The organism is Streptomyces sp. NPDC043685, from assembly GCF_056436585.1.
In genome coordinates this window covers 37,666-55,605 of sequence record NZ_JBWKCH010000006.1, presented here as the reverse complement: position 1 = coordinate 55,605, position 17,940 = coordinate 37,666, and the positions used below count along the sequence as shown (strand labels likewise).

Here is a 17,940-nt window from a genome sequence, read left to right as displayed (position 1 = left end):
CCGCGCCTCTGTGGCGATCAGCGCAGCCGGGCCACGCGCCACACGGCGAGCACCACCACGACGGCCACGAGCAGGGCGTACGCGAGGACGACCCGCCAGTCGGGTCGACGGCCGGAGCCCTTCGCGGGCAGGCCCGGCCAGGTGTAGCCGACGCGGCGGGCGGCCATCATGCCCCAGCCGGCCGCGCAGGAGCAGATCAGCAGGCCCAGCATGGCGATGACGGCCCCGCTGTCGCCGAAGTCGAAGGCGAGCGGGAAGGCGAACATCAGGGAGCCGAGTGCCGCGAGGCCCACGATGGGCGCCAGCTGCCAGATGCGGAGCCGGCGCTGCGGGCGCAGCTCGACCTCGACCTCGCCGGCGAACATCTCGCCGGGCTCGGGGCCGTCGTCCGTCACACCCTGTGTCTCGTCGGGCCCGTCGGAGCTGAGGTGGTCCGCCTCCTGCTCGGGTGCGTCCCCACGCTCCGTCCCATCCCGATCGGCGGTGATGTGATCGGTGCTTCGTGCGGTGTCGCGAGGGCCGGCCTCCATCGCCACGCGCCCTCCCAACTAGGACTCAACTCGGTCGATCGAAGCTCGATGATGGCACGCCGTCGAACAACCGGATGACGGCCTGGGCGTCCCGATGCCATGACGTGATCAGGCTGTAACCGGTCGTTCGACCAAGGACAGCGCCAGCTGCGGAAGTTCCGCGAGATCGGCCGCCGCCCCACTCAACCAGTGCACCCGCGGGTCGCGCCTGAACCAGGAATCCTGGCGGCGCGCGAAGCGCTTGGTGGCACGGACGGTCTCGGTCCGCGCGTCTTCGAGGGTGCACTCCCCGGCGAGCGCCGCGAGCACCTGCTGGTAGCCGAGCGCACGCGACGCCGTACGCCCTTCGCGCAACCCCTGCGCCTCCAGTGCGCGTACCTCGTCCACGAGGCCGGCGTCCCACATCCGGTCGACCCGGCGCGCGATGCGCTCGTCGAGCTCGGGGCGGGCCACGTCGACACCGATCTGGAGGGTGTCGTACACCGAGTCATGGCCGGGGAGGTTGGCCGTGAAGGGCTTGCCGGTGATCTCGATCACCTCCAGGGCGCGGACCACCCGGCGGCCGTTGCTCGGCAGGATCGCACGGGCGGCCTCGGGGTCGGCGGCGGCCAGACGGGCGTGCAGCGCACCGGAGCCGCGCAGCGTGAGTTCCTCCTCCAGGCGGGCGCGGACCTCGGGGTCGGTGCCCGGGAACTCCAGGTTGTCGACGGCTCCGCGCACATACAGTCCTGAGCCGCCGACCAGGATCGGCCAGCGGCCCTCGGCGAGCAGTGCCTCGATCCGTTCCCGGGCCAGGCGCTGGTACTCGGCGACGGACGCCGTGGCGGTCACGTCCCAGATGTCCAGTAGGTGATGGGGGACGCCGCCGCGCTCCTCGGGCGTCAGCTTGGCGGTGCCGATGTCCATCCCTCGGTAGAGCTGCATGGAGTCGGCGTTGACGACCTCCCCGCCGAGGCGCTGGGCCAGGAAGACGCCCAGATCGGACTTTCCGGCTGCGGTGGGGCCGACGACGGCGATGACGCGGGGGGCGGGGGGTGCACTGCTCACCGCCCCAGTCTCGCAAACCTCCCACCCTGGTCTCGAACGAGTTACGTGACGCCACGGCCGCGGGGTCGTTGCCCGTTGCGAGGTTCCTGCCGCCGGATCGCGAGGGCGGTGGCCCGGGCCGCGCAAACGGACGCACCGGGCAACGCGGGATTTCGCCCGCACGAGTAACGTATGGAGTGGATATGGGCGTTTTGGCACGAATTCTTCGGCGGTCGAAGGCCACGGCGGAGACGCCTGCGGCCGAAGGTCAGACGGACACGGCCCAGGCCGCTCCCGAGACCGAGGCGGCCGGGACCGCGGCGGCGAAGGGCGAGGACGCGGCCGGGGAAGCGGCCGGGCAGGCTGCCGAAGCCGCCCCGGAGGCCACCGAGCCCGAGGTCGCCGACATCCCCAAGCAGCAGTCCACCGACAAGGCGGCCGACAACGAGGCCGGTGAGGGCGCCCGTACGTGACCGCCCCGCGCCAGGGAAGGTGAGCCATGGGTCTCCTGGACAACGTGAAAGCCAAGCTGGGCCCGGCCAAGGGCAAGGTCTCGGACCTCGCACAGCGGCACGAGGGCAAGATCCACCACGGTCTCGACAAGGCCGCGCAGGTTGTCGACAAGAGGACCAAGGGCAAGTACAGCGACAGGATCCAGTCGGGGACGGGCCGGGCCAAGGGTGCCATGGGCCGGTTCGCGCACAAGGACGACGGCGGACCGGGCACGGGCGGCATGACGACGCCCGGCACGGGCGGCATGACGTCGCCCGGCGCGAGTGGCACGACGACGTCGCCCGGCACGGGCGGCACGACTCCACCTCCGGCCGCGGGCGCCACCCCGCCGCCGGAGGGGCCACCGCCCACTTCCTGAGCGCGTCGGTAGGCGGAAAAGGCACATCGGCGGACGGCCGCGGAGCACGGGGGCTCCCGGCCGTCCGCCGTTCCCGCGCTCTCCGGGCGGTGCGGGCGCGTCGCCGCCCGTCGCCGCTTCTGCTGGCCGCTCCCCCGCCGCGGGCGTCACGCGGCATCGGACATAAGGGCGGCCCGCGCCCGCTCCCCGGCTACGACCAAGTGGCGACGACGTATCCGACGCCGTACGGCGCGTCCTCGTAGAGCAGCGATCCGCCCAGGTCAGCGCTCTCGGCCGCGCCCGCCAGGACCTGCCAGGGGGCCCGGCCGGAGGCCTTCAGCTCCTGGGCCAGCACGGTGTCGAGGCCGGCGAGAGCGGCCACGTCCGCCGCGCCGAGCGCCCGGGCGGCCTCCGCGTCGAAGGGCGCCGCCCGTTCGTCCAGATAGCCCGGCGCCTTCAGGGTCCGGCACGCGCTGGCATCCCCCATCACCAGCAGGGCCACCCGCTCGTCCCGGGCGGCGATGTCCCGCCCGGTCCGCGCGCACAGCTCGGGCGCGCACGACTCCCCCACCCCGAGTCCCTCGAGCGGGGCGTCGGACCACCCGGTCCGCTCCAGCAGCCAGGCGGCCACCGCCAGCGAGTACGGCAGTCGTGCTTCCGGACCCGCGTTCCCGTCCGCTCCCAGCCGTACGTCCAGGTCGACGCCGAAGCCCCGGAACGACCCCCGGGTGCCCTCCGGATACGGCTCGCACCCGGCACCGTCGAGAGGGCCCACCACCACGAGGCGGCCCGGGCGGGAGGCGGCGAGCACGCCCAGCGCGTCCGTGCAGGCGGCCCGGGCGGCGTCCAGTTCCGGGGCGGCACCCGCCGCGACCTCGGGAACCAGGAGGGGCGGGCAGGGGCAGACAGCGGCGGCGACAAGCATGATCGGCAGGGTAACCCTCAGAAGCCGCCGTCACCGCACAGGGCGGCAGCGGCCCGGCTCAGTCGCAGCCGCACCCGCTCGCCACGGCGGGCTGCGGCGCAGGGGCGCCGATCTTGGGCAGGCCCAGCATCACACCGACGGGCTTGGCCTTCTCGGCCGCGTTCCGCTTCTCCCAGGCGTCGCCCGCGCGCGTGCGGCGCACGTCCAGCACGGCGCCCTCCGCGAGGAGGTGGTGCGGGGCGGCGTAGGTGATCTCGACCGTGACCACGTCGCCCGGGCGGACCTCCTGGTCCGGCTTGGTGAAGTGCACGAGCCGGTTGTCGGGGGCGCGGCCGGACAGCCGGTGGGTGGTGTCGTCCTTGCGGCCCTCCCCCTCGGCGACCATCAGCTCCAGGGTGCGGCCGACCTGCTTCTTGTTCTCCTCCCAGGAGATCTCCTCCTGGAGGGCGACGAGCCGCTCGTAACGCTCCTGGACGACCTTCTTCGGGATCTGTCCGTCCATCTCGGCGGCCGGGGTGCCGGGGCGCTTGGAGTACTGGAAGGTGAATGCCTGGGCGAAGCGGGCCTCGCGCACCACGTGGAGCGTCTGCTCGAAGTCCTCCTCGGTCTCGCCGGGGAAGCCCACGATGATGTCGGTGCTGATCGCGGCGTGCGGGATGGCGGCGCGGACCTTCTCGATGATCCCGAGGAAGCGCTCCTGGCGGTAGGAGCGGCGCATCGCCTTAAGGATCGGGTCGGAGCCGGACTGGAGCGGCATGTGCAGCTGCGGCATCACGTTCGGCGTCTCGGCCATGGCGGCGATGACGTCGTCGGTGAAGTCGCGCGGGTGCGGGGAGGTGAAGCGGACGCGCTCCAGGCCGTCGATCTTCCCGCAGGCGCGCAACAGCTTGCTGAAGGCCTCGCGGTCGCCGATGTCCGAGCCGTAGGCGTTGACGTTCTGCCCGAGCAGGGTGATCTCGGAGACGCCCTCGGCCACCAGGGCCTCGATCTCGGCGAGGATGTCGCCGGGGCGACGGTCCTTCTCCTTGCCGCGCAGGGCCGGGACGATGCAGAAGGTGCAGGTGTTGTTGCAGCCGACGGAGATGGAGACCCAGGCCGCGTAGGCGCTCTCGCGGCGGGTGGGGAGCGTCGAGGGGAACGCCTCCAGCGATTCGGCGATCTCGACCTGCGCCTCGTCCTGCACGCGGGCGCGCTCCAGCAGGACCGGGAGCTTCCCGATGTTGTGCGTGCCGAAGACGACGTCCACCCAGGGCGCCCTCTTCACGATGGTGTCGCGGTCCTTCTGCGCCAGGCAGCCGCCGACGGCGATCTGCATGCCGGGACGGCTGGCCTTCTTCGGGGCGAGGTGGCCGAGATTGCCGTACAGCTTGTTGTCGGCGTTCTCGCGCACGGCGCAGGTGTTGAAGACGACGACGTCGGCCTCGTCGGCGCCCTCGGGGGCGCGGACGTAGCCCGCGTCCTCCAGCAGCCCGGACAATCGCTCGGAGTCGTGGACGTTCATCTGGCACCCGTAGGTGCGTACCTCGTATGTGCGCGTGCCGCCCACTGACTGGCTCCGGTCGATGCTGCTCATGGGGACAAGGGTAGGCGCTCGGCGAACGTGGCTCGGCCGCCTGTGGAAACCTTCGCCCCGGGCTCAGGGTTCGATGAGTCCGGCCCTGATCGCGTACCTGGTCAGCTCCAGGCGGTCGCGCATGCCGAGCTTCTGGAGGAGGTTGGCGCGGTGGCGTTCGACGGTCTTGGCGCTGATGAAGAGGAGTTCACCGATCTCCTTGGAGGTGTGGCCCTCGGCGACCAGCTTGAGGATCTCCTCCTCGCGTTCGGTGATGGCCCTCTCCGGCAGGCCGTCGCCGCGGTGCAGCCGCTCCAGGTAGGAGCGGACGAGGGCGCGTTCGGCGCCCGGGTAGATGAACGGCTCGTCGCGCACGGCCGCCCGGCACGCCTCGACCAGGTCGCGGTCGGCGACCGACTTGAGGACGTAGCCGCTGGCTCCGGCCCGCAGCGCCTCGAAGAAGTACTCCTCGTTGTCGTACATGGTCAGGATCAGGATGTGCAGGTCGGGCAGTCGGCGGGAGAGTTCCCGGGCGGCCTGGAGGCCGGTCATCCGGGGCATGGCCACGTCCAGGACGGCGAGGTCGACGGGGGTCTCACGCGCGCGTGCGACGGCCTCGGCGCCGTCCCCGGCCTCGGCCACGACCGTGAGATCGGGCTCGCCGTCCAGGATGAGGCGCACGCCCCGGCGCACCAGGGTGTGGTCGTCTGCGAGCAGGACACGGATGGGTTGGGGCATCAGCGGGGTCCTTCAGTCGCTGGTTCGCGCGGGGCGACCGGGATGCGCAGTCGTACGTCGGTGCCCCCGTCCGGCGCCGGTTCCAGGGTCAGGGCCGCGCCGATCAGCAGTGCGCGCTCACGCATGCCCGTGATGCCGGAGCCCTCGGGGGCGTCGCCGAGGCCGGTGCCGTTGTCGCGCACGAGAAGTTCCACGCCGCCGGGGACGGGCTGGAGGCGGAGTTCGGCGCGGTCGGCCGCGGCGTGCCGGGCGGTGTTGGTCAGGCCCTCCTGGGCGACGCGGTAGACGACGAGTTCGGATTCGGGGGTCAGGGCGGGGAGCTCGCCGGTGATGTGGTGGCGCACGGTCAGCCCGTGGGTCGTGAACTCCCCGGCGAGCGAGCGCAGGGCGCTGGTCAGACCGAGTTCCTCCAGCACGCCGGGGCGCAGACGGCGGGCGATCCGGCGGATCTCGTCCAGGCCGGCCCGCGTCGCCTCCTGCGCCTGGCCCACTTCCTCGCGCAGGTCCTCCGGCGCCCGGTCGGCGACGCGCTTGAGCTGGAGGAGGACGGCGGTCAGGGTCTGCCCGACCTCGTCGTGGAGCTCCCGCGCGATCCGGTGCCGTTCGCTCTCCTGCGCGGACAGGGCCCGGGCGGCGCCCGCGGCCCGCTCTGCCTCCAGCCGGTCGAGCATCGTGTTGTACGTCGTGATCAGCCCGGCCGCCTCCGCCGGTCCCGCGACCACGGGCCGGGAGCCCGGACGCAGCAGGTCAGCGGTGGCCATGGCCCGGTCCAGCCGTTGCAGGGGCGCCAGGCCGAAGCGCAGCACGAGCGCGTTTCCGGCGAGCAGCAGCGCCAGACCGCCGAGCAGGACGAGGGCCTCGCCCGCGAGGACGGGGGTGGACACGGTGACCGGGCCGAGCAGCAGCGCGGTGGCCACGACCAGGCCGGCGGCGTTGAGCGAGAAGATCCGCCAGAACAACGACACGTTTCCGGATCCGCTCCTTCCCGCCCTCGCGCAGTGCACCGCCCCGTCCAGCCTCTCCGGCGGCCGGCGACCGCGTATATCCGTCACGACACCCATGTCGTCACCGTACGGCCGGATGGGAGCATGCGGAGTTGGGCCGTCCGATGATCGACGCCGCTCATCAGGCCGACAAAGTACGACAAGCAAGACCAATCGAACGAACAAGACGGACAAGGGGAAGCAACGTGTCAGCTCCGCGCCTGAGGGCGACGCCACTACCGGGTATCGGGGTCCAGTACGACCTGGAGACCCGGGAACACCGCCATCTGTCGGTGGTGGCGCACCGCGACGGCACGCGCACGGTGAACGTCTACCGGTCCGACGATCCCGACTCCTGCGCGCACTCCCTGCGGCTGACCAGCTCGGAGGCGGGGTCGCTGATCGACGCGCTGAAGCCGACCCACCACAGCCCGAGCCTGCTGTACACCACGGACCTGGGGCTGGTCGCCGAGCGGATCGAGGTGCCCGCGACCTCGCGCTGGAACGGGCGGGTGCTGGGCGACATGCGGATGCGGACGGAGACGGGCGCGTCGGTGGTGGCGGTGCTGCGCCGGGCCGAGGCCATCCCGTCGCCCGCGCCGGACTTCCGGCTGGCCGGCGGGGACACGCTGATCGTCGTCGGGACCCGTGAGGGCGTCGACGCGGCCGCGACCATACTCGGGCGGGAGTGAGCCGTTGCACTCCGCGGTTCTGCTCATCGAGTTCGGTTCCATCATTCTCGGCCTCGGCCTGCTCGGCCGGTTCGCCGCCCGGTTCCGGCTCTCCCCGATACCCCTGTACCTCCTGGCCGGTCTGGCCTTCGGCGATGGCGGTCTGCTGCCACTGGGCGCGAGCGAGGAGTTCATCGCCACGGGCGCGGAGATCGGCGTCATCCTGCTGCTGTTGATGCTGGGCCTGGAGTACACGGCGAGCGATCTGGTCTCCAACCTCAAGACCCACTACCCGTCCGGCCTCGTGGACTGCGCCCTCAACGCACTGCCAGGGGCGGCCGTGGCGCTGCTGCTCGGCTGGGGGCCGGTGGCCGCGGTCGTGCTGGCCGGTGTCACCTGGATCTCGTCGTCGGGCGTGATCGCGAAGGTGCTGGGCGATCTGGGCCGGGTCGGCAACCGGGAGACGCCGGTGATCCTCAGCGTGCTGGTGCTGGAGGACCTGGCGATGGCGGTGTACCTGCCCATCGTCACGGCGCTCGTGGCAGGAGTCGGACTGATGGCCGGGAGCGTGACCCTGGCGATCGCACTGGGCGCGGCCGGGCTCGTGCTGTTTCTGGCCCTCCGCTACGGCAGGGTCATCTCGCGGTTCGTCTCCAGCGACGACCCGGAGAAACTGCTCCTGGTCGTGCTGGGCCTGACGATCCTGGTCGCGGGTGTCGCGCAGCAGCTCCAGGTGTCGGCGGCCGTGGGGGCCTTCCTGGTGGGCATCGCGCTGTCGGGGGAGGTCGCCGAGGGTGCGCACACCCTGCTGAGCCCCCTGCGTGACCTGTTCGCGGCGGTCTTCTTCGTCTTCTTCGGGCTGCACACCGACCCGTCGAGCATCCCGCCCGTCCTGCTGCCGGCCCTCGGACTGGCCGTCGTCACCGCAATGACGAAGATCGCCACCGGCTATTGGGCGGCCCGGCGGGCCTCAATCTCGGTCAAGGGCCGCTGGCGGGCGGGCGGCGCACTGGTGGCCCGCGGTGAGTTCTCCATCGTCATCGCCGGCCTGGCGGTCTCGGCCGGCATCGAACCGTCCCTCGGTCCCCTGGCCACGGCGTACGTCCTCATCCTGGTGGTCCTCGGCCCCCTCACCGCCCGCTACACCGAGCCGGTGGCGAGCTGGTGGACCCGCCGCCGCGAGCCTCAGCACCCGGAGCCCACGCCCCGGGCGACGGAGGCCGAGGCGCCGGTTGCCGATTGAGGAGGGCCGGGGGCGTGGGGTGGGTGTGAGCCGGGCGGCTTGATGATCCTTGCCCGACCCCGAATGCGGGTGCCCCCGTCCGGGCAGCCCGAATTCAAAGCGGCCCGGTGTCCAGGCGGCCCGAGGCCCGAGGGCCTGAGGCCCCCGGGAGGACGAGGTCCAGGCGGCCCCGACCCTGGTGACCCTGCGTGGTTACCCGGGCCAAAGCGGCACGGCCCACGCACCCTGGGTCCGACCAGAGCCCGCCCGCGCGACCCGGCCCGAGCACCCCGCGTCCGAGTTGCCCGAGACGGCCCGGCCGCCCGAGCCAGGGGGCAACGGGGGAGCCCCGGAGCCCGGCGCCGGAGGTCGTCACTCCCGTTCAGGCCTCCCCGCCCGGCACCCACCCCTGCCTGCGCAGCACTCCCGACACGTCCGGTGCCTCGTAGTGGTCGCCCTTGAGGACCTTGCCGTCCTCGCGGCGCGAGACCACGCCGTCGGGGCCGATCTTCGTCATGTTGGAGCGGTGGATCTCGGCGAGCACCGCGTCGAGGTCGATGCCGTGCACCAGGGCGGTGCCGTACGCGACGTAGACGACGTCGGCCAGCTCGTGGGCGAGCCGGTCGAGGGGGCCGTTCACCGACACTTCGGCCACCTCCGCCGCCTCTTCGGCGAGCAGTTCACCGCGGTGGGCCGCGAGCTCCGGCGGCACCTCCGTCGGGGTGGTGCGGGCGTCCAGCCCGAAGGCGCGGTGGAATTCACGGACCAGGTCGGCGGGCGAAGAGCTCATGGGGGCGACTGTAGTGGCGGCCACCGACACTCCCCCCGCCCCCGCCTGTGACCCCCACCCTGGTCAGAGGGGCACCCCGGCTGGCAGGATCGCCCGCATGTCCAGGACGCTCCCCCCGATCGGCAGAAGCCGGGCCCTGCAGGTCGGCGCCGCCGCCCTCGTGGTCCTCGGCCTGCTGCTGTGGTGGCTGCGACCCTGGGCCGAGGAGCCGCCGGGCGGAACCATCAAGTTCAGCACGGGCACCCGCGCGGGGGTCTACCACGAGTACGGCAAACTGCTGCGCACCGAGATCGACAAGGACATGCCCGACCTGAACGTGCGGCTGATGACCAGCGCCGGCTCCCAGGAGAACGTCGCCGACGTGGCGACGGGGAAGGCCGACTTCGCCATCGCCGCGGCCGACGCCGTCGCCACGTACAAGCTCGGCAACGCCCCGGACGCCGACCGGCTGCGCGGCGTCGCACGCCTGTACGACGACTACGTCCAGCTCGTCGTACCGCCCGACTCGGACATCCGCTCCGTCGCGGACCTGCGGGGTAAGCGCGTGGCCATAGGGCTGCCCGACTCCGGTGTCCGGCTGATAGCCAACGGTGTGCTCAAGGCCGCCGGCATCGACCCGCAGAAGGACATCAAGCCGTCGTCGGACGGCATCGACACCGGGCCGCGGCGGCTGGGACGCGGCCTCGACGCCTTCTTCTGGTCGGGCGGACTGCCCACGGACGGCCTCAGCCGGCTGGCCAAGAAGTCGTCCTCGGCGTTCCGGTTCGTGCCGATCGACGCCACGCTCGTGGCCAAGCTGCACGACCAGGGTGGCGCCACGCGCTACTACCGGGCCACCAAGATGCCGGAGTCGGCCTACCCCACCATCCAGCGCGGCGACCCGGTGCCGACCCTGGCGGTGTCCAACCTGCTGCTCACCCGCAGCGACGTGGATCCGCGGCTCACCGAATGGCTGACCCGTACGGTGCTGGACAGCCGGGACCTCATCGGCGCGACCGTCCACTCCGCCCAGTTGGTCGACGTCCGCACGGCGATCTACACCGACCCCCTGCAACTGCACGTCGGCGCCCAGCGCTACTACCAGTCCGTCAAGCCGTAGGGCACCCTGCCCGGGGCACCGTCACGCCCTCGGCCCCGACCTCGGCACCGCCACCGTCACCTTCAGCCCGTGCGGCTCGTGGCGGTCGAACGTGATCGAACCGCCGCCCGCCGCCAGCAGCGCGCGTGAGATGGACAGGCCCAGCCCCGAGCCCTTCACGTTCTGGTGCCGGCCGCTGCGCCAGAAGCGGTCGCCGACCCGGGCCAGTTCCTCGTCCGTGAGGCCCGGGCCCTGGTCGGCGACGACGACGGTGGAGAGGTCGCCCCGGGAAGCGACGGTCACCTCGACGGTCCGGTCCTCGGGCGTGAACTTCACCGCGTTGTCGATCACCGCGTCCAGCGCGCTGGACAGCGCGACCGGGTCGGCCCACGCGGTCGTCGGCGGGCAGTCCCCGACCAGGCGCACCCCCTTGGCCTCGGCGGTGGGGGCCCAGGCGGCGAGGCGTTCGGCGGTCAGCTCGCCGATGTCGGTGATCCGCAGGTCAGCGTCGGTGTGCTCGGCCAGCGCCAGGTCCAGCAGGTCGTCCAGGACCTGCGCGAGGCGCTTGCCCTCGGCCTGGACCGAGGCGATCTCCTTGTTGCCCTCGGGCAGTTCGAAGGAGAGCAGCTCGATGCGCAGCAGCAGCGCCGCGAGGGGATTGCGCAGTTGGTGCGAGGCGTCGGCGACGAAGGCGCGCTGCTGCTCCAGCACGTCCTCGACGTTGTCCGCCATCTCGTTGAACGACGCGGCCAGGCGCCTGAGTTCCGGCGGCCCGCCTGCGGCGGCGACCCGGGACTTGAGCCGCCCGGTGGCGATGTCGTGGGTGGTGGCGTCCAGCACCCGTACGGGCTTGAGCACCCAGCCGGTCAGCCGCAGGGCCGCACCGACGGCCAGCAGCATCGCGGCGAACTCGCCCGCGCCGATGACCAGCCAGCCGTGCAGCGTGCGGGAGCGCAGCTGTCCCGTCGGCGAGTCCGTGACGACGACCGCGACGACATCGCCGTCCCGGATGACCGGCGAGGCGACCACGAGATTGCGGCGCTGCCAGGGCCACACCTGCTGCGGGTCGTGGCTGCGGCGGCTGAGCAGAGCCTCGGCGAACGCGTCCCGGACCTCGCCCTCCTTCGGCAGGGACCAGTCGGCGGGGGCGAGGGCCATGGCACTGCCACTGCGGTAGAAGACACCGGAGCGGATGCCGTAGACCTCGTAGTAACTGGTCAGCTCACTGCTGAGGGTGGCCAGGCGCTCGTTCTCGAAGGCGCCGGCGGTTCCGTCGGGCGAGTCGGTGACGAACTGGGCGAGGGCGGCGAACCGAGCCGTGTCGTCGATCCGGTCGACGACGACCTTCTGCTGCTGGGCGCCGGCCAGGCTCACGGCGAGCGGGACGCCGAGCGCGAGCAGCACGGCCGCCATCAGGACGATGAGCAGGGGGAGGAGACGAGTGCGCACCCAGCCCCGCTACCCGGCAGGCGCGACGAGCCGGTAACCGACTCCGCGGACGGTCTCGATGAGGGCCGGCATGCGCAGCTTGGCGCGCAGGGAGGCGACATGCACCTCCAGGGTGCGTCCGGTCCCCTCCCAGCTGGTCCGCCACACCTCGCTGATGATCTGCTCCCGGCGGAAGACCACTCCGGGCCGCTGTGCGAGCAGGGCCAGCAGGTCGAACTCCTTGCGGGTCAGCTGGATCACGGACCCGTCCACGCTGACCCGGCGTGTGGGCAGCTCGATGTGCACCGGGCCGAGTCGCAGCTCGGTCTCTATGCCGCTGGAGGTGTCCTCGTGGGAGGTGCGCCGGCTCACCGCGTGGATGCGGGCGAGCAGCTCCCCCGTGTCGTAGGGCTTCACGACGTAGTCGTCGGCGCCCAGGTTGAGGCCGTGGATGCGGGACCGCACGTCGGAACGGGCGGTGACCATGATCACGGGGGTGCTGGTGCGCTTGCGGATCTTGCCGCAGACCTCGTAACCGTCCTGGTCGGGCAGGCCGAGGTCGAGCAGGACGACACCGAAGCAGTCACTCTCGGGCACGAGTGCCTGGAGGGCCTCCTCACCGCTGCGCGCGTGCGTGACGTCGAACCCGTGCCGCGCCAGAACCGCCGACAGGGCGGCGGCGACGTGGTTGTCGTCCTCGACGAGCAGCAGTCTCATCCGGGCCCCCTTCGGTTCACTGGTCGTACGATCTAGATGTGTACACAAACGGGTGCACGCGCGCGCGTGCACCCTGTGCAGTCACGCTGATGGACGAGGACGGCGTCAAGAGGGTTCCGGTTGCGGGCCGCTTCCGTTACCCGGCTGGTATCAGCGCCGCTCCAAGTGCTACGACACGTGTCCGATTGCTATCGGATCGTGATGCTCAGATTCCCCTCAGATGTAATGACGCAGGTCGTAGAGGGTTACTACTGTCCTCCGAAACCGAGGAGGACGGAGCCTGAGAGCGATGACCGAAGTATCGGTGGCCAAGGAAGATGTGGCCGCGACCGGAGAACTGGTCGTCCTGAAGAGCGTCAACAAGCACTTCGGCGCGTTGCACGTACTCCAGGACATCGACCTGACGATCGCCCGCGGTGAAGTCGTGGTGGTCATCGGGCCCTCCGGGTCCGGCAAGTCCACCCTGTGCCGCACCATCAACCGCCTGGAGACGACCGACTCCGGCTCGATCACCATCGACGGCAAGCCGCTGCCCGCCGAGGGCAAGGAACTCGCCAGGCTGCGCGCCGACGTCGGGATGGTCTTTCAGTCCTTCAACCTCTTCGCGCACAAGACCGTGCTCGAGAACGTGATGCTCGGCCAGATCAAGGTCCGCAAGAAGGACAAGAAGGCCGCGGAGGAGCGGGCCCGCGCCCTGCTCGACCGGGTCGGCGTGGCCGCCCAGGCCGACAAGTACCCGGCGCAGCTCTCCGGCGGCCAGCAGCAGCGTGTCGCCATCGCCCGGGCGCTGGCCATGGAGCCGAAGGTGATGCTCTTCGACGAGCCCACCTCCGCGCTCGACCCCGAGATGATCAACGAGGTGCTGGAGGTCATGCAGCAGCTCGCCCGCGACGGCATGACCATGATCGTCGTCACCCATGAGATGGGTTTCGCACGATCGGCTGCAAACCGCGTGGTGTTCATGGCGGACGGCCGAATCGTCGAGGAGGCTGCGCCCGACCAGTTCTTCAGCAATCCGCGCAGCGACCGTGCCAAGGACTTCCTGTCGAAGATCCTGCACCACTGACGGCGCGGGTCGCGTTCGACGCGCCCCGCCCGTGTCGCTCACCCCTTGAGGGCCCGCATCTCTTCACCAGGCAAAGGATGTTCACCATGAAGCTCCGCAAGGTCACCGCCGCATCGGCCACCGTCTTCGCTCTCGCCCTGACCGCCACCGCCTGCGGCGGCGACAAGAACGAGGGTGGCTCCGGTTCCGGCGACGGCAAGACGATCACGGTCGGCATCAAGTTCGACCAGCCCGGCCTCGGCCAGAAGACGCCGCAGGGTTACGCCGGCTTCGACGTCGACGTCGCCACGTACGTCGCCAAGAAGCTCGGTTACAAGGCGGATCAGATCGAGTGGAAGGAAGCGAAGAGCGCCGACCGCGAGACCATGCTCCAGCGTGGTGACGTCGACTTCATCGCGGCGACCTACTCGATCACTCCGGAGCGCCAGGAGAAGGTCGACTTCGCCGGTCCTTATCTGCTGGCCCACCAGGATGTTCTGGTGCGTGCGGACGACAACAAGATCAAGGCGCCGAAGGACCTGAACAACGCCAAGCTCTGCTCGGTCACCGGCTCCACCTCGGCGCAGAACGTCAAGGAGAAGCTGGCTCCCAAGGCGCAGCTGCAGCCGTACCCGACGTACTCCGCCTGCCTGCCCGGTCTGCAGAACGGTGCCGTCGACGCGCTGACCACCGACGACTCCATCCTCGCCGGTTACGCCGCCCAGTCGCAGTTCAAGGGCAAGTTCAAGCTCGGCGGCTTCAAGCTGACCAACGAGAACTACGGCATCGGGGTCAAGAAGGGCAGCGACCTCAAGGACAAGATCAACAAGGCTCTCGAGGACATGGTCGCCGACAAGTCCTGGCAGAAGGCCGTGGACAAGAACCTCGGCCCGGCCGACTACAAGAACGAGCCGGCGCCGAAGATCGGCGAGATCAAGAGCTGAAGCAGCGCCTGACAGGGTGCGCCGTCCACCGGAAGGGGCGGCGCACCGGCGTGCGCATCCCTACACGCGGAAGCACGGGAGATCGTGTTCGACTTTCTCAAGGATTACGACCTGCTGGGAGCCTTCTGGACGACAGTGCAGCTCGCTGTGCTCTCCGCCGTCGGCTCCCTGATCTGGGGCACCCTGCTGGCCGCCATGCGCGTCGGCCCGGTGCCGCTGATGCGCGGCTTCGGGACCGCCTACGTGAACATCGTGCGGAACATCCCGCTGACCGTGATCATCCTGTTCACGTCGCTGGGCCTGAACCAGACACTGGGAGTCTCCCTCGGCGCGGACGACGTCGAGACGATCAACTTCCGGCTCGCCGTCCTAGGCCTGATTCTCTACACATCGTCCTTCGTGTGCGAGGCGCTGCGTTCCGGCATCAACACGGTGCCGGTCGGGCAGGCCGAGGCGGCCCGCGCCATCGGGCTCAACTTCCGCCAGGTGCTGAGTCTGGTCGTGCTGCCGCAGGCGTTCCGTTCGTCCGTCGTGCCGCTCGCGAACGTGCTGATCGCCCTCATCAAGAACACCACGGTGGCCGCCGCCATCGGTGTCGCCGAAGCGGCGGTACTGATGAAGGAGATGATCGAGAACGAGGCGCAACTGCTGCTGATCTCGGCGATCATCGCGTTCGGTTTCGTGGTCCTGACGCTGCCGACCGGCCTGATCCTCGGCTGGGTGGGCAAGAAGGTGGCGGTGAAGCGATGAGCTCCGTCCTGTACGACGCGCAGGGACCGCGCGCCAAGCGGCGCAACGTCATCCTCACGGTGGTCTTCCTGGTCGCCGTCGCGGCCCTGCTGTGGTGGGTGTTCCGGACCCTCAAGGACAAGGGGCAGCTGGAATGGGCCCTGTGGGAACCGTTCTTCACCGGCACCGAGGCCTGGTCCACCTACATCTGGCCGGGTCTGCAGAACACCCTGAAGGCCGCCGCCCTGGCGGTGATCATCGCGATGCCGCTCGGCGCGGTCCTGGGCATTGCCCGCCTTTCTGACCACGTGTGGGTCCGGGTACCGGCCGCGATCGTGGTCGAGTTCTTCCGGTCCATCCCCGTGCTGGTCCTGATGATCTTCGGCCTCGCCCTGTTCGCCGAATACACCAACGTCACCTCCGACGACCGTCCGCTCTACGCGGTCGTCACCGGCCTGGTGCTGTACAACGCCTCCGTCCTCGCGGAGATCGTCCGGGCCGGCATCCTGGCCCTGCCCAAGGGCCAGTCCGAGGCGGCGATGGCGATCGGTCTGCGCAAGGGTCAGCTGATGCGCCTGATCCTGCTGCCTCAGGCCATCACCGCGATGCTCCCTGCCATCGTGAGCCAGCTCGTCGTCATCGTGAAGGACACCGCGCTCGGCGGCGCCGTCCTCACCTACTCCGAACTGCTCTCCTCGGCGAACACGATGAGCGGCTACTACGGCGCCAACGTCATCGCCAGCTTCACGGTCGTCGCCGTCATCTTCATCGCCCTCAACTTCGCCCTCACCACGTTCGCCGGCTGGCTGGAGCGCCGCCTGCGGCGGGCGAAGAAGTCGACGGGCGCGGTCGTGGGCGCGAACGACGCGGAGATCGCCGGCACGGCCGGCACCGGTGCCGGAGGCACCGTCTGACACGCGTTCACCTCACGTGACACACTCAGGGGCAGTGGCATGATCGCCACTGCCCCTGGTCACTTGACGCAAGCACCGGCAATGGGTTGCATACGTTCTGTGATCGTGCACCCTGCTCCACCTTCCTGTTCACCCACGTCTCTCAGGACACCACCGCGGGCAGGGGGCGCCACGCCGTGGACCCGGTGATCATCGTCGGGGCGGGGCCCGTCGGGCTCACGCTCGCCCTCGCGCTGGCCCGTCAGGAGGTGCCCTGCGTCGTCCTCGACGAGGGCCCGGGCAAAGACGAACCCCGTGCGGCACGCACCGTCGTGCTGCGCGAGGACACCACCGCGCTGATGGAACGGCTGACCGGCCTCTCCCTCGCCCGTGCCGGTGCGTACTGGGCCGGATGGCGGTCGATGCGGCGCAAGCAGGTGATGCGCGAGATCGTCTTCGACGACACCGAGCCCGCTCCCCTGCACATCGCCCAGCACGTCCTCACCGACGCCCTGCGCGCGGCCCTCTCGGGCGAACGGCTCGTCAAGGTCGCTGTGGAGAGCCGTCTCGACGGCCTCGAACAGGAGTCCTCGGGCGTCACGGCTCACACCCGCGGCCCCAAGGGCACCTGGTGGCGCGGCAGTTATCTGGTGGGGTGCGACGGCCCCCGCTCGACCGTCCGCAAGCTCCAGGACATCCGCTTCCCGGGCCGTACGGCGGTGGAACGTCACGCCGTCGCCGCGCTCCGTACCGAACTGCCCTGGCACGACGAGGCGTTGCTGCACCGGCTGCCGCCCTGGCGCACGTCCGGCCCCTCGGCCGGCGAGGTCACCGCCCGCCCGCTGCCGGACGGCGTCTGGCGTCTGGACTGGCTCCTGCCCCCCGGCAAGGACCTGGTGACCCCCGAACTGCTGCTCACCCGCATCCGGGAGACCCTGGCCGGCTGGGCGGGCGGCACCACGCCGCCGTACGAGTTGCTGGACACCGGTGTCCACACCGTCCACCACCGGCTGGCCCGGCGCTGGCGTGCCGACCGGGTGTTCCTCGCCGGGGACGCGGCCCATCTGCTCGGTGCGCTGGGCACGCACGGCCTCGACGAGGGGCTGCGGGACGCCGACAACCTCGCCTGGAAACTGGCCGTGGCCTGGCACCACGGGCCGCACGAGGCACTCCTCGACAGCTACCAGACGGAACGGCGGGCGGTCGTCTCCGCCCGGCTGCGCGCCGCCGACCAAGCGCTGCCCGTGCTGCGCGGCGGTGGCGGCCTGCGCGCCGTCGTGCCCGGCTCGTCCCGGGGCCACGACGCCCTGCTCACGGAGGGTCACCTGGGGCAGGGCCAGCTCGGCGCGCCGGGGGCGTACGCCGACTCACCGCTCGCGCCCCGGGGCCTCGAAGGGGAGGTCCCGGTCGTCACGCCGCTCGGCGCGCCGGTCACCGATGTCCGGGTCACCGCCGAGGACGGCACCTTCGTACGGCTGCGGGACCGGCTCGGTCGCGGCGCGCTGCTCGTGGTGCTGGTCGCGCCGGGCACCGGTGTCTGGGAGCGCAGGCACTGGGTGAGCGCGGGCATCATGCCGCAGCTCGCGGCGGCGGTCACGGCCCTGCCGTACCCGGCCGAGCTGCTCGTCGCCGAGAGCTATCCGGGCGCCGCCGCGCACACGGTGCTTCTGGTGCGCCCCGACGGGCACCTCGTCACCGCGCTGGGCGGCGTGCGCCCGGCCGACCTGTACGCGGCGGCGGAGGCCACGATGGGCGGGCCGGTGAAAGCGCAGGCAGAGGCCGGGGCGTCGGCCGGCTCCCGCTGACGCCCGGCCCGGAC

General features: G+C 71.1%; 19 protein-coding genes. 10 read left to right on the top strand and 9 right to left on the bottom strand.

Annotated features, from left to right (window positions below; all coding sequences use genetic code 11):
- Positions 1-17 precede the first annotated feature (17 nt).
- Positions 18-530 carry a hypothetical protein gene (locus tag AC0665_RS20490; RefSeq protein ID WP_468404761.1) on the bottom strand — a complete coding sequence of 171 codons (513 nt, stop codon included), beginning with the start codon at positions 528-530 and terminating at the stop codon, positions 18-20.
- A gap of 108 nt (positions 531-638) precedes the next feature.
- Positions 639-1,577 (bottom strand): tRNA (adenosine(37)-N6)-dimethylallyltransferase MiaA, encoded by a 939-nt coding sequence (gene miaA / locus AC0665_RS20485; protein ID WP_363121701.1) that lies wholly within the window; start codon positions 1,575-1,577, stop codon positions 639-641.
- Between the two features lie 182 nt (positions 1,578-1,759).
- Between miaA and AC0665_RS20480 the strand changes: the two genes are divergently transcribed.
- Positions 1,760-2,029, top strand: coding sequence for a hypothetical protein (locus tag AC0665_RS20480; RefSeq protein WP_468639676.1), 270 nt, complete (start codon positions 1,760-1,762; stop codon positions 2,027-2,029).
- A gap of 26 nt (positions 2,030-2,055) precedes the next feature.
- The gene (locus tag AC0665_RS20475; protein WP_478705518.1) at positions 2,056-2,427 is read left to right on the top strand and encodes an antitoxin; all 372 of its coding nucleotides are present in this window, start codon (positions 2,056-2,058) and stop codon (positions 2,425-2,427) included.
- A gap of 190 nt (positions 2,428-2,617) precedes the next feature.
- Here AC0665_RS20475 and AC0665_RS20470 read toward each other — a convergent pair whose 3' ends face one another.
- The 4 genes from AC0665_RS20470 to AC0665_RS20455 form a co-directional block, all read right to left on the bottom strand.
- Complete coding sequence (locus tag AC0665_RS20470) at positions 2,618-3,331, bottom strand: class III extradiol dioxygenase subunit B-like domain-containing protein (protein WP_478604526.1); 714 nt, start codon at positions 3,329-3,331, stop codon at positions 2,618-2,620.
- 58 nt (positions 3,332-3,389) lie between these two features.
- The gene (miaB, locus tag AC0665_RS20465; RefSeq protein WP_478604529.1) at positions 3,390-4,904 is read right to left on the bottom strand and encodes a tRNA (N6-isopentenyl adenosine(37)-C2)-methylthiotransferase MiaB; all 1,515 of its coding nucleotides are present in this window, start codon (positions 4,902-4,904) and stop codon (positions 3,390-3,392) included.
- Positions 4,905-4,967: 63 nt separating this feature from the next.
- Positions 4,968-5,621, bottom strand: coding sequence for a response regulator (locus AC0665_RS20460; protein ID WP_478705517.1), 654 nt, complete (start codon positions 5,619-5,621; stop codon positions 4,968-4,970).
- Positions 5,621-6,586, bottom strand: a complete 966-nt coding sequence (locus AC0665_RS20455; protein WP_478604531.1) for a sensor histidine kinase — start codon at positions 6,584-6,586, stop codon at positions 5,621-5,623. Before AC0665_RS20455 ends, AC0665_RS20460 begins: the two co-directional genes overlap by 1 nt.
- Positions 6,587-6,810: 224 nt before the next feature.
- Here AC0665_RS20455 and AC0665_RS20450 point away from each other — a divergent pair, with 224 nt between their 5' ends.
- Entirely contained in the window at positions 6,811-7,296 is a 486-nt protein-coding gene (locus AC0665_RS20450; protein WP_478705516.1) for a cation:proton antiporter regulatory subunit, read from the top strand.
- 4 nt (positions 7,297-7,300) lie between these two features.
- Complete coding sequence (locus AC0665_RS20445; protein ID WP_478705515.1) at positions 7,301-8,518, top strand: cation:proton antiporter; 1,218 nt, start codon at positions 7,301-7,303, stop codon at positions 8,516-8,518.
- A 361-nt stretch (positions 8,519-8,879) separates the two neighbouring features.
- Here the strand turns inward: AC0665_RS20445 and AC0665_RS20440 are convergent, their stop codons facing one another.
- A complete protein-coding gene (locus tag AC0665_RS20440; RefSeq protein ID WP_468402437.1) occupies positions 8,880-9,287 on the bottom strand; it encodes a pyrophosphohydrolase domain-containing protein in 408 nt (135 codons plus the stop codon).
- 97 nt (positions 9,288-9,384) lie between these two features.
- Here AC0665_RS20440 and AC0665_RS20435 point away from each other — a divergent pair, with 97 nt between their 5' ends.
- A complete protein-coding gene (locus AC0665_RS20435) occupies positions 9,385-10,386 on the top strand; it encodes a TAXI family TRAP transporter solute-binding subunit (protein WP_478705514.1) in 1,002 nt (333 codons plus the stop codon).
- Between the two features lie 21 nt (positions 10,387-10,407).
- On the opposite strand, the gene AC0665_RS20430 is transcribed toward AC0665_RS20435, so the two are convergent.
- Together AC0665_RS20430 and AC0665_RS20425 are read right to left on the bottom strand one after the other, a co-directional pair.
- On the bottom strand, positions 10,408-11,814 hold the full coding sequence (locus AC0665_RS20430; protein ID WP_478705513.1) for a sensor histidine kinase: 1,407 nt from the start codon (positions 11,812-11,814) through the stop codon (positions 10,408-10,410).
- A 9-nt stretch (positions 11,815-11,823) separates the two neighbouring features.
- Positions 11,824-12,510, bottom strand: a complete 687-nt coding sequence (locus tag AC0665_RS20425) for a response regulator transcription factor (RefSeq protein WP_306930534.1) — start codon at positions 12,508-12,510, stop codon at positions 11,824-11,826.
- Positions 12,511-12,799: 289 nt separating this feature from the next.
- On the opposite strand from AC0665_RS20425, the gene AC0665_RS20420 reads away from it, so the two are divergent.
- The 5 genes from AC0665_RS20420 to AC0665_RS20400 all read left to right on the top strand — a co-directional run bounded on the left by AC0665_RS20420 (position 12,800) and on the right by AC0665_RS20400 (position 17,926).
- A complete protein-coding gene (locus AC0665_RS20420) occupies positions 12,800-13,576 on the top strand; it encodes an amino acid ABC transporter ATP-binding protein (protein ID WP_363121688.1) in 777 nt (258 codons plus the stop codon).
- A gap of 86 nt (positions 13,577-13,662) precedes the next feature.
- Positions 13,663-14,499: a glutamate ABC transporter substrate-binding protein gene (locus tag AC0665_RS20415; RefSeq protein ID WP_478705512.1), complete on the top strand. Its 837-nt coding sequence runs from the start codon at positions 13,663-13,665 to the stop codon at positions 14,497-14,499.
- An 84-nt stretch (positions 14,500-14,583) separates the two neighbouring features.
- Positions 14,584-15,249, top strand: a complete 666-nt coding sequence (locus AC0665_RS20410) for an amino acid ABC transporter permease (protein WP_468402428.1) — start codon at positions 14,584-14,586, stop codon at positions 15,247-15,249.
- Entirely contained in the window at positions 15,246-16,142 is an 897-nt protein-coding gene (locus AC0665_RS20405) for an amino acid ABC transporter permease (protein ID WP_478705511.1), read from the top strand. Before AC0665_RS20410 ends, AC0665_RS20405 begins: the two co-directional genes overlap by 4 nt.
- A gap of 176 nt (positions 16,143-16,318) precedes the next feature.
- The gene (locus AC0665_RS20400) at positions 16,319-17,926 is read left to right on the top strand and encodes an FAD-dependent monooxygenase (protein ID WP_478705510.1); all 1,608 of its coding nucleotides are present in this window, start codon (positions 16,319-16,321) and stop codon (positions 17,924-17,926) included.
- Positions 17,927-17,940: the final 14 nt, after the last annotated feature.

Excerpts from the sequence above, each read along its gene's own strand:
- miaB (WP_478604529.1), bottom strand. The coding sequence starts at position 4,904 with ATGAGCAGCATCGACCGGAGCCAGTCAGTGGGCGGCACGCGCACATAC.
- AC0665_RS20470 (WP_478604526.1), bottom strand. The coding sequence starts at position 3,331 with ATGCTTGTCGCCGCCGCTGTCTGCCCCTGCCCGCCCCTCCTGGTTCCC.
- AC0665_RS20425 (WP_306930534.1), bottom strand. The coding sequence starts at position 12,510 with ATGAGACTGCTGCTCGTCGAGGACGACAACCACGTCGCCGCCGCCCTG.
- AC0665_RS20460 (WP_478705517.1), bottom strand. The coding sequence starts at position 5,621 with ATGCCCCAACCCATCCGTGTCCTGCTCGCAGACGACCACACCCTGGTG.
- AC0665_RS20490 (WP_468404761.1), bottom strand. The coding sequence starts at position 530 with ATGGAGGCCGGCCCTCGCGACACCGCACGAAGCACCGATCACATCACC.
- AC0665_RS20415 (WP_478705512.1), top strand. The coding sequence starts at position 13,663 with ATGAAGCTCCGCAAGGTCACCGCCGCATCGGCCACCGTCTTCGCTCTC.
- AC0665_RS20480 (WP_468639676.1), top strand. The coding sequence starts at position 1,760 with ATGGGCGTTTTGGCACGAATTCTTCGGCGGTCGAAGGCCACGGCGGAG.
- AC0665_RS20475 (WP_478705518.1), top strand. The coding sequence starts at position 2,056 with ATGGGTCTCCTGGACAACGTGAAAGCCAAGCTGGGCCCGGCCAAGGGC.
- AC0665_RS20435 (WP_478705514.1), top strand. The coding sequence starts at position 9,385 with ATGTCCAGGACGCTCCCCCCGATCGGCAGAAGCCGGGCCCTGCAGGTC.
- AC0665_RS20420 (WP_363121688.1), top strand. The coding sequence starts at position 12,800 with ATGACCGAAGTATCGGTGGCCAAGGAAGATGTGGCCGCGACCGGAGAA.
- AC0665_RS20405 (WP_478705511.1), top strand. The coding sequence starts at position 15,246 with ATGAGCTCCGTCCTGTACGACGCGCAGGGACCGCGCGCCAAGCGGCGC.
- AC0665_RS20440 (WP_468402437.1), bottom strand. The coding sequence starts at position 9,287 with ATGAGCTCTTCGCCCGCCGACCTGGTCCGTGAATTCCACCGCGCCTTC.